The sequence below is a fragment of the Bacillus thuringiensis genome (assembly GCF_001182785.1).
Taxonomy (GTDB): domain Bacteria; phylum Bacillota; class Bacilli; order Bacillales; family Bacillaceae_G; genus Bacillus_A; species Bacillus_A thuringiensis_S.
Genome location: NZ_CP012099.1, coordinates 4,822,698 through 4,838,455 on the forward strand (window position 1 = coordinate 4,822,698; position 15,758 = coordinate 4,838,455).

The following is a 15,758-nucleotide window of genomic DNA, read 5'->3' on the forward strand; positions in this document are numbered from 1 at the left end:
TTAACTAATATATGACTAAGCATTAATTTGAATAAATATAAGTCGTTTTTCGAAATTGAAAAAAGGGTGAATACGAAATGGAAGCATATAAAATGCACGATTTTATTAATACAAATGTTGAATCTCATCAAAATGAAACCGTTTTTAATTTACACATATGTGAAACAAGTGAATTTGACGTAAGTTTAACAAAATCTACAACACTATCTTTTATCGTTTCAAAAAAGAATATTAAAATTGTCACGAAAAAATGGACTAACTCAAACCAAGAAAGCATGATTGGCAAAAGCTACATCATTCCAACGAAAGCTTTTCACTATTTCTTACCAATTATTTCTGAAAATGAAGATGAGCTAAATATTCAAGTTCAAAGTTTTGGACTACGTGGTGAGCTTTTATTAAACGAAAGATTACTTATTGATAAAAACAACAAACACAACAGCAAAATCACTACATTCTTTGAAACATTAGATGAAAATGTAAATAAAGCATTACGAGGATTACAACTTCATTGTATGTAAGACTATTACGATAGTAAAAGGAGAATAACAATGAAAAAATTATTATTAAGCGCACTATTATCATTAGGATTTTTAACTCTTCCATTCGCTAGCGCAGAGGCTGCTACAACGAAAGATCAATTAATCGTAGACACTCAGTTAAATAAAATGGATTATTATCAAGATGGAAAATTTATAAAAAGTTTTACTGTCGCTACTGGAAAAGCTGCAACGCCTACACCTAAAGGCACTTTTCAAATCGTAAATAAAATTAAAAACCGCCCTTATTATACAGGCAAAATTAAAGGCGGCGATCCACGTAATCCACTTGGTGACCGTTGGCTTGGATTAAATATGGCAGGAACTTACGGAACAACTTATGCGATTCACGGAACTAACAATAATCAAGCAATCGGCAAATGGACAACACTTGGTTGTATTCGTATGTATAATAATGATATACACTGGTTATTTGAGCGCGTTCAGCAGCAAGCTACTGTCACTGTAAAATAGCCTAAAAACAAGATTTATGTGTAGCCAAGAATTTTATGTCTTGGCTTATTTTATTTATTCATTTACAGTAGCAAAACAACTGTATTTACATATATAATAGGAATAGATTTGATTAGCTAATATCTAAACATTGATAAACGTAGATATTAAAATTATACAGTTATAATATTTTATAATTTTTATAATACATACTATAATAGAACTACTGTAATTCTGAACTATTCAGTAACACTAAACTATTCCCCTTGCTACCTTCATGATTATTTTATAGCGGGGGCTTATTATATGTATAAACAATCTGAGTCACTCGAAAAATGATGAATTCGAATATTGCAGTAAAAAGCGTTATTTAGGAGGTGTTACTATGACGCATATACTGGTGATTGAAGACAACCCAGATATACAAGAACTTATTCGTGAATTTCTAATGGCACAAAACTTTACCGTTGATGTAGTTGGTGCTGGAACAGAAGGTATTCTTCTTTTCCAAAAAAATTCATATGATCTTGTCCTCCTCGATGTAATGTTACCAGATATAGATGGCTATAGTATTTGTAAAATTATGCGAGGACAATCTGATGTACCAATCATTATGTTAACAGGCTTACATAATGAAGAAAGTGAAATTAAAGGATTTGAGTTAGGTATTGATGACTATATTACGAAACCGTTCCATTACACTGTATTTATTAAGCGTGTAGAGGCTGTATTAAGAAGAGCAGCAACGAAGGAAGCAGAAGCTGCAACTATACTACAATTCCATGAATTGATGTTAAACTCTACAGCATATGCAGCTTATGTTCATGGTAATCAAATTGAATTGACAACAAAAGAATTTGAAATTATTTATACTTTACTGCAAAATCGAGGAAAAGTATTATCAAGAAGTGATTTGTTGAATAAGGTATGGGGCTATGAACATTATGGTGATGTAAGAGTTATAGATACACATATTAAAAACTTAAGAAAAAAATTAGGAATTACTTATATTAAAACGGTGAAAGGTATTGGCTACAAAATCGAATCGTAGTAAAGACAACATCACCAAAAATATTTTCATCAAAACCTTATTATTTTGTATTCTTTTATCACTTTGTCTTTATCAAATTATTTACTTTCTAGCTTCAAACTACGATAAAGAACGTTTTGCGAAAGAAAATGGAACGCCGACTACAGAACAGGCGGATTCAGATAAGCAAAACGATCAAAGTAAAACGAATCAAGATAAAGCTGTGTCAGAAGGGAACATTTCTAATTTCCAATCTTCTATTGTAGATTATAAATCTCTTTCTACAGCTATCAATCACCTTTTGCAGCCTAGCCAAACTGCAAAAGCAAAAGAACATACACAAAACCTTTCGGGGAAAAATAGCACTTCTAATCAGCTTACAGAAGCAGAAAAGAAAGCCGCTAATAATGATGCCTTACATACACAAAATGCAGCAAGTAAAACAAATGATACAAATGATAATCCAAAGTTAGCAGATGCGTTGCAGCAGTTAGCTCCACAGGTTGGCGCGACAATGCTTGCATTATCTCTACTCGGATCTTTAATGTACGCAAAACTAATTGCTAAACCTTTTCAATATATGAGCGATGCTTTAAAAGATATTATGAATCTTGATTTCTCAGATAAAAAGCTCCTTAACAAAAATTCAGATCAAACAGATTTTAATTTGTCAGTAGCCGCTTCACAAGTACCAAATATTGTGAAGAATTTACATGAAAGCAATCAAGATTTAAGAAATGAGCTCAAGAAGGAACAACAATTAGAACAATCTCGTAAAGAATTTATGTCTATGGTATCCCATGAATTAAAAACACCAATCGCAGCCGTTATGGGACAACTAGATGGCATGATTCACGGAATTGGAGCTTATAAAGATAGAGATAAGTATTTGAAACGTTCCTACGAGATGATGCAAGACATTAACATATTAACGGAAAAAATGTCGGAATTATCCAAAATACAAAACCCTCAATTTAAACCGAATTTAGAAGTCATTTCTTTATCTAATATTATTGAGGATGTTATGAAGAAAGTAGATTACTTTGTATCTGTAAAACAATTAAATGTACAATCTAATATTAAACACGACGTACAAATTTTAGCTGATCCTAAATTTATTCAAACTGCTATCTTTAACATTATTTCAAATGCAATTCATTATACAATTGACCATCAGCACGTATATATAAAGCTTTATGAAAAACCAAACGGTTACGCATTAGAAGTATTAAATACAGGTTCACAAATTGATGAAGATAAACTTGCTCATTTATTTGAGCCTTTCTATCGCGCAAACCCTGATAAACACGGTTTAGTACAAGGTAGTGGTCTTGGATTATATATCGTGAAACAAATATTAGATAAACATCAGTTTCCTTACGGGATACAAAACACAGCTCAAGGTGTAAAATGCTCTATTGTATTCCCAAAAGCAATGTAACATTCGCTATAATTACATACCCCAAACTCATACTTCATGTGTGAGTGGCGGAATTTTGTAGAGTGTCTTACTCTGTTTCGTTCGCCCGTTATCCTTATTTGGATAGCGGGCGTTTTTTATTACTTAAAAGGAGGATTTTTCATGGATAAGTTTAAATATTCATTGCTCGTTTTATTCGGTGCTTGCAGCTACGGCATACTTTCAACTATTTTCAAACTCGGATTCCTAAGTGGATTTTCAGCACATCAACTACTAGGAGGACAATATGTCTTCGGATGGATTGGACTATTTCTACTCGTTCTTTTCTTTTCACGTCATAAAGTAACAAAAAAACAATTCTTTTCATTACTAACCGTCGGAACAACAATGAGTATGACTGGGATTTTCTACGCTATTTCTGTAGAAGAACTACCCGCATCTATCGCTGTCGTCCTACTCTTTCAGTTCACTTGGATTGGTGTCATTATCGAAGCAATTGCAAATCGAACATTTCCAAGCCGCGATAAGATCATATCTATCCTTATTTTATTTGCTGGTACATTGTTTGCAGGTGGTGTATTTGAAGGCCTCGGACAAAGTTTTTCTACGAAAGGGATTACCTTTGGACTATTAGCTGCTGTCTCTTTTTCATTCTATGTTTTTGCAAGCGGACGCGTTGCTACAGATGTTCCCCCTTATACGAAAAGCTTTCTTATGACAACAAGTGCGACTCTTATCGTATGCCTATTCTTCCCGCCGACCTTTTTAACAGATGGTGCCCTGCAAGCCGGTTTATGGAAATATGCTTTCTTCCTCGGATTATTCGGCGTTGTTGTACCTGTCATTTGTTTTTCAATCGGTGTACCAAAGGTTGGAACAGGACTCGGTACAATATTAGGTGCAGCTGAATTACCAACTGCTATTATCGCTTCTATTACACTTGTACATGAAGTCGTAACATTCATGCAGTGGATTGGGATTGTTTTTATATTGATTGGGATTTTCACTCCTCAGCTGCTTACAGCTAGAAAAGAAAGGAAACATAATCGCGTGCATAGCGCTTGAAAAAAATGCAGAATTTATCTGGAGGTATAAATGACTATTTTAAGCATCATATTTTTTGCTATTATGTGCATCTTCTTCCTAATAAGATATATGAAAGAAAAGAAATTTTACGATTTACTTCTCATTCCCGTTTGTATATATGCAGGAGCAGTGAAAACTCCTTTCGTAGAGTACTTAAACTTTAATACTACATTTAAAATAACGTATGATATTGCAGCTATTATTCTTGTAATCCTTGCTGTACTTTTCTTTTTGAAAGATAAGAAAGAGAATCATACTGCATAACAAAAGACCTTTCATTTACTTGAAAGGTCTTTTGTTATCTCTCATTTTACCGCTCCATATAACTTCTCTATCTCATGCTCAATTTGTTTTACATCAATTCGTTCAAATAATGGCTGTACGCTATCAATTCTATTCGGCAACGTATTTTGAGGTTCCCAATTTCGTTTAACAATCGACAATGTATTTCGAACTCTTTCACTTGAAAATGGTAAAAATGGTTCAAGGAGATTTGCAAAATTAGCAATAAGATAAACACAGTTATAAATCGTTTCTTCACATGAAACTGGATCATCTTCTCTTTGTTTCCACGGCTGCTTTTCATCAAAATATTTATTTGCAAAACGTACTGCATCAAATATTGTCTCTAACGCCACCTTAAATTTAGTTTGCTCAATCGCCTCTCCTACATTTTTATATAATCCTTCTACTTTATCTTTCAGCTCTATATTAATAGTCACCTTTGGTACAGTGCCATCATAATATTTTTCAATAAACTTTAATGTGCGGTTCACGAAGTTTCCATATGCTCCTAACAATTCACTATTATGACTGTAAATAAATTCACGCCATGAAAAATCAGTGTCACGATTTTCTGGTGCATTTACTGTTAAAAAGTAACGGATAGAATCTGGATTGTAACGTTCTAATATGTCAGGTACCCATACTGCCCAATTTTTACTTGTAGATAACTTTCTTTTCTCTACTGTTAAATACTCATTCGAAACGATATGACGCGGGATTGCTTCCTCTCCTATTCCAAGTAAAACCGCTGGCCAAATGATGGAGTGAAATGGAATATTATCCTTGCCGTGTACATAATATGTTTGCGCATCACTATTCCAAAACTCATGATCATCTTTTCCTGTTTCTTCAGCCCAATGTTTACTCGCTGAATAATATCCTGCCACTGCTTCTATCCATACGTAAATTTTCTTATCTTCATACCCTTTCACTGGAGTTGGTACCCCGATTGGTAAATCTCTTGATACAGCCCTATCTTGTAACCCTTCCTTTACATATCTTTCCGTTAATTGAATTGCATTATCACGCCATGTTCCTTTTTCTTTTGCGATTTCTACAGCTTGTTTAATTTGCTCCTGAAATGTATGCAATGCAAAATAGAAATGCTCTGTTTCCTCTACAGATGGCGTACTACCACATAACTTACATTTCTTTTCTAACAAATCAAGAGGATCTAAAATAGCAGAACAAGCATCGCATTGATCTCCTCTTGCTGCTTCATGGCAATGTGGACATATTCCTTCTACATAACGATCCGGTAAAAACTGCGTACACGTTTCACAATACGCTTGTTCCACTGTTTTTTTATAAATATAGCCCTCTTCTAATAAACGTAAAAAAACTTTTTGAACAGTTTCATGATGATGCTCGCTATCGGTACGTGTATAGCAATCATACGTAAAACCGAGATCACGAAAACATCGCTGAAATTCTTCATGATACTTATTAGCAATTTCTTTCGCTGTCACACCTTCTTGTTTTGCTCTAATTGCAATAGGTGTTCCATTGCAGTCACTCCCTGAAACATACAGCACATTCTCACCTTTTGCCCTGTAATAACGCGCTAAAATATCTCCAGGTAATAAACTCGCAATATGGCCAAGGTGTAACGAACCATTTGCATACGGCCAAGCGCCTCCAATAAAAATACTCATCTTACATTCCTCCTTTAAAATATAAAAAGCCCCACCCCTATCTTAAAAAAGATAAGGGCGGGGCTGTATAAACAGTCGCGGTACCACCTTATTTCGCCAATTACTCACATAATTAGCCTTAACAAGTACGGAGCTCTATGCTCTTATACTGTGGTTTTGATAACGAGTACCAACTCTCGTCGCCGCCTACTATTATCATTTGATAAGTTCAGGACGAAGCTCAAAGGCCATTGTTCAAATGAATATTCTTGCTTCTTTTCAGCTACCGAAGCTCTCTGGAAAGAATATTTTCATTCTACTTTTCCTTTTCAACGCTTTTACGTATAACACGTATTTTACGACTAACTAACAGAAAAATCAAACTTTAAATCAAAAAAAACAGGAAATCCCATCCTCCCGCCGAATACCTATACGTTCACAAAAGGAGTGATAACATTGAACCAAAAACAACTAAGCACTATAAATGAAAAAAGCTGGAATACAGCTGCTTATGAAGCTTGGACGAATCGCCATGGGGCACCGGAGGATTATGCGAAAAAAATCATGGAAGATCCCACACGCGAAGTAGCACATTATTTACCTTACATACAATCTCCAAAAGGAAAATGTATTATTAATTTACTCGGCTCAAAAGGAAATAAAGCTGTTGCTCTCGCCATTTTAGGCTCTGACGTAACAGTTGTTGATATTTCAGCGAGTAATGCAAAATATGCAAATGAACTTGCAGATGCCGCAGGCGTTTCTATTCATTACATCGTTTCTGATGTACTAAATGTAAATCTCTCAAAATCATTTGATATCGTATTGCTGGAGCTTGGTGTACTTCATTACTTTCTAGATTTAAAACCACTTTTCACAAAAATCTCTCAACTACTAAAGCCTGGTGGTATACTTATCCTTCGCGATTACCATCCAATATACACAAAGCTATTAGGAGTAGATCACCCATCATTTCGAGCAAGCGGAAATTATTTCGATGAAGAATTGATTGAAGATGATGTTGCTTACAGTATTCTTCTTACAGAAGCGCAGAAAGAGTCTTTACCGAAAACAACCATCCGTCGCTGGACGTTAGGAGAAATTATTACAACGCTCGCGGAAGAACATTTTAAAATTGAAAAACTAGTTGAAGAACATGGATCTCATCAAAGATGGGTCTTCCCTTCTACTGCACCAGAAGGAATCGAAGAACGTATCCCTGGTCTATATACAATAATTGCGACAGCATGCAAAAAAGGATCCCTTCACGGATAGGATCCTTTTTGCATGCTCACGCATATAAGTTGAGGTTGGAGATTACCATAATTCTGTAGAATAGGACACAAGATATTTCAACATTTCGTCTCTGACTTACGTCGTCAAAAAGGGGTATGACCAACATAACGAAGAGTAATGTTTTAGTTGATATTGATAATCGTTATCAACTAATTAGAAGTATACATGATGTTATTTCAAATTTCAATAGCATTTCTAATATTTATTTATGAATTTTATGATATGCAAATGTATACATTTTAAGAACTTTTTCTAATACCAATCTGACCCCTTCCATTATCTGCTATAATTTTCATTGAACAGATTAATAACTTCATAATAATGTTTTTATTAATTTTGTTTTTAATATCTATAAATCATAATAAATAGTTTAAATGAGGGTAGGGGTAACGATGAAATATGTTAGTATTCGAAAAAAACTACTGTTCACACTCTTAAGCATTTCTTCTTTATTTAGCATTGCTCTTATTGTTATTCTTTCATTCGCCATGAATCAAGCAAGTGAAATCGAAACGTTAAAAAATGATGTATCGAAAAGAGCGACGATTTTAAAAGAACGTGGCGATTGGTTCCAAGCACAAGTTGCTGGTTTACAAGAATATTTGCTATCACATGATCAAAAAGGATTAGATAAGTTCAACCGAGAAGGGAAAAAATTAGCTGATACTAGAGAGAAAGTAACAAGTGACAAAAAGCTCCCAGAAGGAATGAAAGAAGCCATTTTAATGGGAGGAAAATGGCGTAGCATCATAGATAATGAGGTACTACCTCTTGCGCGTGAAGGAAAATGGGACGAAGCATCTAAAATTGCGTTAGCACAAACAGATTATGTAAATGATCTTTTAGGTCGTTTTAATAAATATACAAATGAAGAAAATGAGAAACGTGACGCATTAATTGCTGATGTCGAGTCTTCTTCATCACTTATTCAATATATTATTTTCTTCTCACTCATTACATGTACATTAACGTCTATTTTATTAGCATGGTGGTTCTCTGGTAAACTCGTTAAACCAATTCGACAAATTGATGAGAAGTTAAAAGAATTAGCTTCTCAAGATGGAGATTTAACGGCTAGATTACACGTAACGAGTAAAGATGAAATTGGTGACATTGCAAATTCCTTTAATCAAATGCTCACTAACTTACAGCATATAATAAAACAAGTTCAACAAACATCAACAAGTGTAAAAGAAGCTTCCGAAAATGTATTTATCGAAACAACCGCTTCTATGGAAAATACCGCAAGGACCCAAGAGACTATGAATGCTCTTGAACACAATATTCGTTCACAAGTGTCTAGCATTGAAGAAAGTTCAACCGCAATGGATGACATGGCAACGAGTGTTCAGCGTATCGCTGAGTCCGCCTCTTCTGTTACTAGTTTAGCTGTCACAACTTCAGAAAAAGCAGATGATGGGAATAAAGTCATTGAGAAATCTATTACACAAATGCATACAATTAACGAAGCCGTTAACGCTACATCACAAGTAGTTGAGCGACTCATTACACATACAAATCATATCGATACTGCACTTCAATCTATTTCGAATATCGCCGAGCAAACAAATTTACTCGCTTTAAATGCTTCTATTGAAGCAGCTCGTGCTGGTGAACACGGCAAAGGATTCGCTGTTGTTGCCGATGAAGTTAGAAAACTTGCTGAACAATCTCAACTAGCCGCAACTGACATTAACCATTTACTTCATCAAATTCAAGCCGATACAAAAATAGCAAATGACATGATGACACAAGGTCAAGCAGAGGCTTCTGAAGGAATTACGGTTATTCGTACCGCCGGATCTTCATTCTCAGAAATTGTTAACCACATTAACAAAGTCTCTACGCAAATGCAAGAAATGTCTGCAACTGCTGAAGAGATGGCTGCAAGCTCTGAAGAAATGAACGCAGCTTTAAATAATATCGCTTCTATTTCAAACGAAGTTGCTGCAGAAACATCACAAACAGCACATTCGGCTGGTGATCAAGTAAACAAAATGAGTATCGTGGCTAACAAATCATCTGAAATGAAAACAATCGTACAAGAACTTGAAGTTCTCGTTTCTCATTTCAAAACAAACGCTTAAAGTGAAAATGACACGAGCTCAAAGGTATAGGAAAGCAAGTTTTACAGTCTCTCTTTTTTCACTTTAAAATATCTCTTTCTATCTCTCATTCCGTCTGCTATAATTCCTAAAGGAAATAAGAAAGCTTTATTCCAACTGGAGTAAAGCTTTCTTTCAATTTTTTACATTTATTAATTCTAATACTAAGATTTCACAAAGGAGGCTTTTTATTATATGAATTTTGTAAGTATCAGAAAAAAACTTATGTTCATGATGGGAACGATTTGCGCTTTATTCGGTATCGCCTTAGCATTTATTTTATTTTTTGCTATTGACCAATCTCGTAAAGCTGAAACATTACAAAAAGAAATTTCTCCACTGGCAACAGAATTAAAAGAGCGTGGAGACGCCTATCAAGTACAGCTCTCTGCTTTAAGAGGTTATTTACTACAACATGATCAAGTCGAATTAGACAAGTTTAATGAGATGAGTAAACGTCTTGAGGATTCAAAAGATAAACTTCTTTCTAATCCAAATGCTTCTTCGTCCGTAAAAAGCACAATGGAATTAGGGTCTACTTGGAGAAAGTTCATTGAAGAAAAAGTATTCACTCTTGCAAAAGAGCAAAAATGGGAAGAAGCTTTACAAGTAGCTTCTTCAGAAAATGGCTCTGTTTATAAAGTAATTGGTGATTTCACAAATTACAGTAATGAGCAAGCTAAATTGCGTGATCAATCTATTGAAAAAATTGATCAATCTTCACTAGGAATTGAATATGCAGTCTTTCTATCACTTGTTATTTGTATCGTCGTTGCAATTATTCTTGCATGGTGGTTCTCTGGTAAACTTGTGAAACCAATTCAACAAATTGACACGAAACTAAAAGAATTAGCCTCTCAAGAAGGTGACTTAACGGCACGTCTACAAGTAAATAGCAACGATGAAATCGGTGCTATCGCAGCATCATTTAATAAAATGTTAGAAAACCTACAACATATCATTAATCGTGTTCAAAAAACATCAGTGGAAGTACAAACCGCTTCTGAAAATATGCTAGAAAAAACGAATACATCACGCGAGGCGACAATAAGAGTCCAAAGCTCGATGTCCAACTTAAATGCAAGTATTCAATCACAAACTTCTAGTATGGAAGAAAGTTCAACTGCAATGGATGATATGGCAGTAAGTGTTCAGCGTATTGCTGAATCTGCTTCATCTGTAGCGGAACTTGCTGTTGCCACATCTGAACATGCTAGCGATGGAAGTACCGTTATCCAAAAATCTGTTTCACAAATGACAACAATACACGAAGCTGTAAATGCTACGTCAGAAGTGGTTGAACGTCTAATCACTCATACGAAATATATTGATACTGCTGTACAATCTATTTCTAATATCGCTGAGCAAACAAACTTACTTGCTTTAAATGCTTCTATTGAGGCAGCTCGTGCTGGCGAGCAAGGAAAAGGTTTTGCTGTCGTAGCTGACGAAGTTCGAAAACTTGCTGAACAATCTAAAACAGCTGCAACAGACATTAATCAATTACTACATCAAATTCAAAATGATACAGAAACTGCTAGCTCTATGATGTCTCAAGGCCGTTCTGAAGCATTTGAAGGCATTAATGTTATTCGTGAAGCTGGTACTTCTTTCTCAACAATTGTAGAACAAGTAAATAAAGTATCTACTCAAATGCAAGATATATCAGCAACTGCTGAAGAGATGGCTGCAAGTGCTGAAGAAATGAACGCTTCACTTAATAACATCGCTTCTATCTCAACTGAAGTATCCAGCGAAACCGCCGCAACAGCACAATCTGCTGAACAGAAAGTTATCGTTATGAATGAAATGACAGTAACTGCTGGAAAAATGAAACAAACAGTTGCAGAGTTAGATCAACTCGTATCTCATTTTAAAACAGAATAGCTTTTCAAAAAATATCCCCCTTTCAAAGAGGGATATTTTTTTGAGCTCATTTCCTGCACATTATGCTCATTTCCGTTATAATGAGAATCGATATCATTAAATTGTAGGAGGGGCTGCTTATGTCACAAGAAGCATTTGAAAATAAATTATTTACCAATTTAGAAGCTGTTATTGACCCTGAACTAGGTGTTGATATCGTTAATCTTGGATTAGTGTATGATGTTACAGCAGATGAAAATAATAATGCTGTCATTACGATGACTATGACTTCTATCGGTTGTCCAATGGCTGGGCAAATCGTATCAGACGTTAAAAAAGTATTATCAACGAACGTACCTGAAGTTAATGAAATAGAAGTAAATGTCGTTTGGAACCCACCGTGGTCGAAAGAACGTATGTCACGTATGGCGAAAATCGCATTAGGTATTCGCGACTAGCGGGATAAAGAAAAAAAACCTGACACTTTAGTCAGGTTTTTTTTCTTATTATTTTACGCCTACTGCATCATAAGCTTTCGTTACAGCTTGTACAGCTTTAGAGTTTTTACCATATAAATCTTCAGCTGACTGAAGAGCAGCTTGACGCATCATTTTGAAGTCAGAGTTTGCAGTTAAATATTTCGTAAGAGCGCGGTAGTAAATTTTTTCTGTCGCTTCACGGCCCACTCCAGTTACTTTCACGCCGTAATGATCTCCGCCTTCAGATACTAAATAAGCAGCTTTATTATTAATACTACTGTTAATATGAACGCCGCCATTATCAGCTGTTCCAGTATAACGTTTATTATAGTGATCTGGGTAACCTTCACCTGGTTTTAATGGGTTTGGAATAGACGCTGGATCTTTTAATGAACGAAGTGCATCGCCTGGTTTACCAGGTGTATAAATGTCAGCACCTAAATCCCAGCTCTTCTTCTCAACCATAACACCCATAATATCAGATAACGATTCATTTAACGCCCCTGACTCATTTTTATAAACAAGGTTTGCTGTATGTTCAGTTACAGCATGCGTTAATTCGTGACCGATAACATCAAGTCCAGCAGATAATGGAATGAATGTTTTTCCATCGCCATCACCATACATCATTTGTACACCATTCCAAGCCGCGTTATTCCAGCTCTCTCCTACGTGAACAGTAGAAATAAGCTTCGCACCTTTATCATCGAAAGAGTTACGATTAAATGTCTTTTTGTAGTAATCATATACTTTTCCTGCATTTACATGCGCATCAACTGCAGCTTTATCTTCGAAGAACTTAGATTTACTTTCAACTTCTTCTCCTGTATATCCAAGCCATTGCGAGAATAAATTAAACCAGTTCTCGTCCATATTCTCTGCATCAAATGTATGGATACCTTGTCCTCGTTTACCATCAAACAAGTTGAATTGTCCTGTTTTCGTATCTTGAGCAATTTCAAATGATTGTCTAGCTCCTAATACTCCGTAACCAAATCCAGTAATGTTATCTACAGCGTTATATTTCTCAATAACATTTCCATTCGTTGCATCAACAAAATAATGCCAATACCCTGGAGCTGGTTTTGAAATCGATGCCTTAACTAAGTATGCAAGGTAGTAATTACCGTCCTTTTCATATACAAATAAATCTTTTTTCACACCGTCATAACTCTTTACTTTACCAATTTCTTTCTCAATATCTGCCTTTGCAATTGTTTCTGCTTGTTCCGCAGTAATACTTGCAGCTGCAGGAATATTTTTATCATCTAAATTCGGAATAACTTGTCCGAAGAATGCTTTTACATTATTTTCTTTATCAAGTGTAACAGTTTGATCAGAACCGTACACAGGAATGTTATTATGTTTCTCAACTAACTTCACATGTGTCGTATCAGATTCAGCGTCTTTTTCTTCCCCAACGATATTAAAATGCTTTTCAATATTTCCTGCTAATTTAAACATATCTTTCTTACTCTCTAAGTATTGAAAGACCGTCTCTTTTTTATCTAGTCCTTCCGGTGCTTTCCATTCTTCACCTATGTATGCAGGTGTTTTAAATTCTTGATGATATTGAATTTTTTGTTCTTCCGCTTTCGTTGTCGTTGCCCCAAACGCTCCAAATCCCCCGGCGATAACAGTTAACGCTAATGCTGATGAAATGACTTGCTTTTTCACTATAACATTCCCCATTCCCATAAAGATTTTTGACACTTTTATAAAATTCTGATTTTTTCAGCCGATACCTCCACCGAAAATTTGAGAAACATTTTTCAGACAATTCCAATCAAAAAAGAGGACATCCTATTGGATATCCTCTTTTTTACATATTTTATTGTTTTTTCAATTCAATTGCTAAATAATGAGATTGCTCTTTTGCTTCAATATGAATATCTTCTTCTACCGCTTCTGCTGCATCACGCATAACAAGATTTTCACCATTGATTACACTGCTTCCTTCAATTTGTACAAGGTACAATTGACGGCCTTCTTTCACTGGAAAATGAATTTCTTTTCCAGCCTCTAATGATAAGGAGTATAAATTCGCATCTTGGTGAATTTGAATTGGTGCATTTCCTTCTACTGAAGATACCATATGAAACCATTCATTTTCGCGCTTGCTCCAATCAAATTTAAACTCACCATAGTTTGGTTTATGATCCGCACGGTCTGGTAAAATCCAAATTTGTAATAAACGCAGCGTTTCATCGCCTAAATTATGCTCGCTATGAAATACACCCGTGCCAGCACTCATATATTGAACATGTCCACGCTCAATCGTTCCGCGATTTCCCATGCTGTCTTCGTGTGTTAAAGCACCATCTACAACGTAAGAAATAATCTCCATATCACGGTGCGGATGCATATCAAAACCAGTTTGTGCTGCTACTAGATCATCATTAATAACACGTAACGCTCCGAAGTTCATGTTATTTGGGTTATAGTAATTAGCAAAAGAAAAATGAAAATGTGTATTTAACCAGCCATGATTTGCTCTGCCCATATTTTTATGATCAACTTTTCTAAACATACCCTTCACCTCATACTATCTCGAATTCGAGATTTATTTTTAAATTTCTTCTTACTGTAACTTTTTTAGTAATGTTAATAATTGCTTTTGTTCCTCTATATTTAAATTATGAAACTTCTCTGCTTGGAACGTTTCTTGAGGTGGGACGATTTCCTCATATAAAGCTCTTCCCTTTTCTGTTAAAGAAATATATTTCGTAGTACCCTCTTGTTCACGCGAAATCCACTCAAGCTGCTCCATTTTATTTAAAAGCTGCGTTACATTTCCTTTCGTAACAAATAGCTTATTTCCAAGTTCTTGCTGCGTTAAACGATCATGTCCTCCAACTTGAGCTAACACATCAAACTGGGCGGCAGATACATTCCATTTCTTCAAATGCTGATTCGTCTCACGAATACTCTTATTATAAAAACGTGATAAACGAAACCATAATAGTAGCCCTAATCTATCTCCTGTTTTCATTTCATCACCTCGCTCGTTTTATACCATTAGTTTAGAACTAAACTTTATAAAAGTCAAATACTTATTTTTAATAAGCACAAAGAAAGCACAGCGCTATTTCTCCACTATGCTTTACATTAACTTTCTATTCTTATATTCATCCAATTTCCTCTCCGCGAACTTCCTCGCATCTTTTTCAATCCACCGCTCTTCGTACCGTTCACTTCCCACATACAATATATCTCTCTTATGCTGCATCGCATGGCGAAATTCATGCAGTAGCGTTTTGAGAACTTGTTCATACTCTTCCCACATACAAACGAAAATTAATTGCTTTTCTTTATGATAAAAACCACCTACTGGAAATAAGAACTCTTCTTCCTCTTCCCCTAATGATAGAAGCACATCGTTTGCATCACACGTATCACAAAAAATAACGGGCGTTTTACATGCTTCAATAAGAGAAAACAAATCCTCTCTCAGCTTTTTGACATCCCAAGGAAGCTCCGAATCCAACACATACCAATTCTCTACCTGTTGATATACATTTTGAAACTGGAGTTCCATTTTTCTATAATCCCCTTTCCAAGCACC

15 protein-coding genes and 1 other annotated feature are annotated in these 15,758 nt (G+C 35.2%); of the genes, 10 read left to right on the top strand and 5 right to left on the bottom strand.

All coding sequences use genetic code 11. The annotated features are described in order from the left end of the window. Window positions 1-77: 77 nt before the first annotated feature. The 6 genes from AC241_RS25035 (at window position 78) to AC241_RS25060 (ending at window position 4,792) form a co-directional block, all read left to right on the top strand. Entirely contained in the window at window positions 78-521 is a 444-nt protein-coding gene (locus AC241_RS25035) for a DUF3978 family protein (protein WP_000388762.1), read from the top strand. Window positions 522-551: 30 nt separating this feature from the next. After that, entirely contained in the window at window positions 552-1,013 is a 462-nt protein-coding gene (locus AC241_RS25040; RefSeq protein ID WP_000735058.1) for a L,D-transpeptidase, read from the top strand. A gap of 364 nt (window positions 1,014-1,377) precedes the next feature. After that, a complete protein-coding gene (locus AC241_RS25045) occupies window positions 1,378-2,043 on the top strand; it encodes a response regulator transcription factor (protein WP_000148834.1) in 666 nt (221 codons plus the stop codon). Then, a complete protein-coding gene (locus AC241_RS25050; RefSeq protein WP_029443545.1) occupies window positions 2,021-3,463 on the top strand; it encodes a sensor histidine kinase in 1,443 nt (480 codons plus the stop codon). The genes AC241_RS25045 and AC241_RS25050 overlap by 23 nt, the downstream gene beginning before the upstream one ends. 141 nt (window positions 3,464-3,604) lie before the next feature. Beyond that, window positions 3,605-4,507, top strand: a complete 903-nt coding sequence (locus tag AC241_RS25055; protein WP_016079809.1) for an EamA family transporter — start codon at window positions 3,605-3,607, stop codon at window positions 4,505-4,507. Between the two features lie 30 nt (window positions 4,508-4,537). Further along, window positions 4,538-4,792 (top strand): hypothetical protein, encoded by a 255-nt coding sequence (locus tag AC241_RS25060; protein ID WP_000154123.1) that lies wholly within the window; start codon window positions 4,538-4,540, stop codon window positions 4,790-4,792. Window positions 4,793-4,833: 41 nt separating this feature from the next. On the opposite strand, the gene metG is transcribed toward AC241_RS25060, so the two are convergent. Then, window positions 4,834-6,468 carry a methionine--tRNA ligase gene (metG, locus tag AC241_RS25065; RefSeq protein WP_050844677.1) on the bottom strand — a complete coding sequence of 545 codons (1,635 nt, stop codon included), beginning with the start codon at window positions 6,466-6,468 and terminating at the stop codon, window positions 4,834-4,836. Window positions 6,469-6,518: 50 nt separating this feature from the next. Further along, window positions 6,519-6,789 (bottom strand) — a binding site (T-box leader). 114 nt (window positions 6,790-6,903) lie between these two features. On the opposite strand from metG, the gene AC241_RS25070 reads away from it, so the two are divergent. From AC241_RS25070 to AC241_RS25085, 4 genes are all read left to right on the top strand, one after another. Continuing rightward, entirely contained in the window at window positions 6,904-7,722 is an 819-nt protein-coding gene (locus AC241_RS25070; RefSeq protein WP_029443547.1) for a class I SAM-dependent methyltransferase, read from the top strand. A gap of 413 nt (window positions 7,723-8,135) precedes the next feature. Beyond that, window positions 8,136-9,830 carry a methyl-accepting chemotaxis protein gene (locus tag AC241_RS25075; RefSeq protein WP_016079806.1) on the top strand — a complete coding sequence of 565 codons (1,695 nt, stop codon included), beginning with the start codon at window positions 8,136-8,138 and terminating at the stop codon, window positions 9,828-9,830. A gap of 213 nt (window positions 9,831-10,043) precedes the next feature. After that, window positions 10,044-11,735: a methyl-accepting chemotaxis protein gene (locus AC241_RS25080; protein ID WP_016079805.1), complete on the top strand. Its 1,692-nt coding sequence runs from the start codon at window positions 10,044-10,046 to the stop codon at window positions 11,733-11,735. A gap of 119 nt (window positions 11,736-11,854) precedes the next feature. Beyond that, window positions 11,855-12,172 carry a metal-sulfur cluster assembly factor gene (locus AC241_RS25085; protein ID WP_000076420.1) on the top strand — a complete coding sequence of 106 codons (318 nt, stop codon included), beginning with the start codon at window positions 11,855-11,857 and terminating at the stop codon, window positions 12,170-12,172. A gap of 48 nt (window positions 12,173-12,220) precedes the next feature. On the opposite strand, the gene nprB is transcribed toward AC241_RS25085, so the two are convergent. From nprB to AC241_RS25105, 4 genes are all read right to left on the bottom strand, one after another. Beyond that, window positions 12,221-13,870 carry a neutral protease NprB gene (gene nprB, locus AC241_RS25090; protein ID WP_042969179.1) on the bottom strand — a complete coding sequence of 550 codons (1,650 nt, stop codon included), beginning with the start codon at window positions 13,868-13,870 and terminating at the stop codon, window positions 12,221-12,223. Window positions 13,871-14,024: 154 nt separating this feature from the next. Next, window positions 14,025-14,723: a pirin family protein gene (locus AC241_RS25095; RefSeq protein WP_000488928.1), complete on the bottom strand. Its 699-nt coding sequence runs from the start codon at window positions 14,721-14,723 to the stop codon at window positions 14,025-14,027. 51 nt (window positions 14,724-14,774) lie between these two features. Beyond that, window positions 14,775-15,185, bottom strand: a complete 411-nt coding sequence (locus AC241_RS25100; RefSeq protein ID WP_016079803.1) for a MarR family winged helix-turn-helix transcriptional regulator — start codon at window positions 15,183-15,185, stop codon at window positions 14,775-14,777. A gap of 111 nt (window positions 15,186-15,296) precedes the next feature. Then, on the bottom strand, window positions 15,297-15,731 hold the full coding sequence (locus AC241_RS25105) for a DUF3920 family protein (RefSeq protein WP_043935782.1): 435 nt from the start codon (window positions 15,729-15,731) through the stop codon (window positions 15,297-15,299). Between the last annotated feature and the right edge of the window lie 27 nt (window positions 15,732-15,758).

Excerpts from the sequence above, each read along its gene's own strand:
- AC241_RS25035 (WP_000388762.1), top strand. The coding sequence starts at position 78 with ATGGAAGCATATAAAATGCACGATTTTATTAATACAAATGTTGAATCT.
- AC241_RS25040 (WP_000735058.1), top strand. The coding sequence starts at position 552 with ATGAAAAAATTATTATTAAGCGCACTATTATCATTAGGATTTTTAACT.
- AC241_RS25045 (WP_000148834.1), top strand. The coding sequence starts at position 1,378 with ATGACGCATATACTGGTGATTGAAGACAACCCAGATATACAAGAACTT.
- AC241_RS25055 (WP_016079809.1), top strand. The coding sequence starts at position 3,605 with ATGGATAAGTTTAAATATTCATTGCTCGTTTTATTCGGTGCTTGCAGC.
- AC241_RS25060 (WP_000154123.1), top strand. The coding sequence starts at position 4,538 with ATGACTATTTTAAGCATCATATTTTTTGCTATTATGTGCATCTTCTTC.
- metG (WP_050844677.1), bottom strand. The coding sequence starts at position 6,468 with ATGAGTATTTTTATTGGAGGCGCTTGGCCGTATGCAAATGGTTCGTTA.
- AC241_RS25075 (WP_016079806.1), top strand. The coding sequence starts at position 8,136 with ATGAAATATGTTAGTATTCGAAAAAAACTACTGTTCACACTCTTAAGC.
- AC241_RS25080 (WP_016079805.1), top strand. The coding sequence starts at position 10,044 with ATGAATTTTGTAAGTATCAGAAAAAAACTTATGTTCATGATGGGAACG.
- AC241_RS25085 (WP_000076420.1), top strand. The coding sequence starts at position 11,855 with ATGTCACAAGAAGCATTTGAAAATAAATTATTTACCAATTTAGAAGCT.
- AC241_RS25095 (WP_000488928.1), bottom strand. The coding sequence starts at position 14,723 with ATGTTTAGAAAAGTTGATCATAAAAATATGGGCAGAGCAAATCATGGC.
- AC241_RS25100 (WP_016079803.1), bottom strand. The coding sequence starts at position 15,185 with ATGAAAACAGGAGATAGATTAGGGCTACTATTATGGTTTCGTTTATCA.
- AC241_RS25105 (WP_043935782.1), bottom strand. The coding sequence starts at position 15,731 with ATGGAACTCCAGTTTCAAAATGTATATCAACAGGTAGAGAATTGGTAT.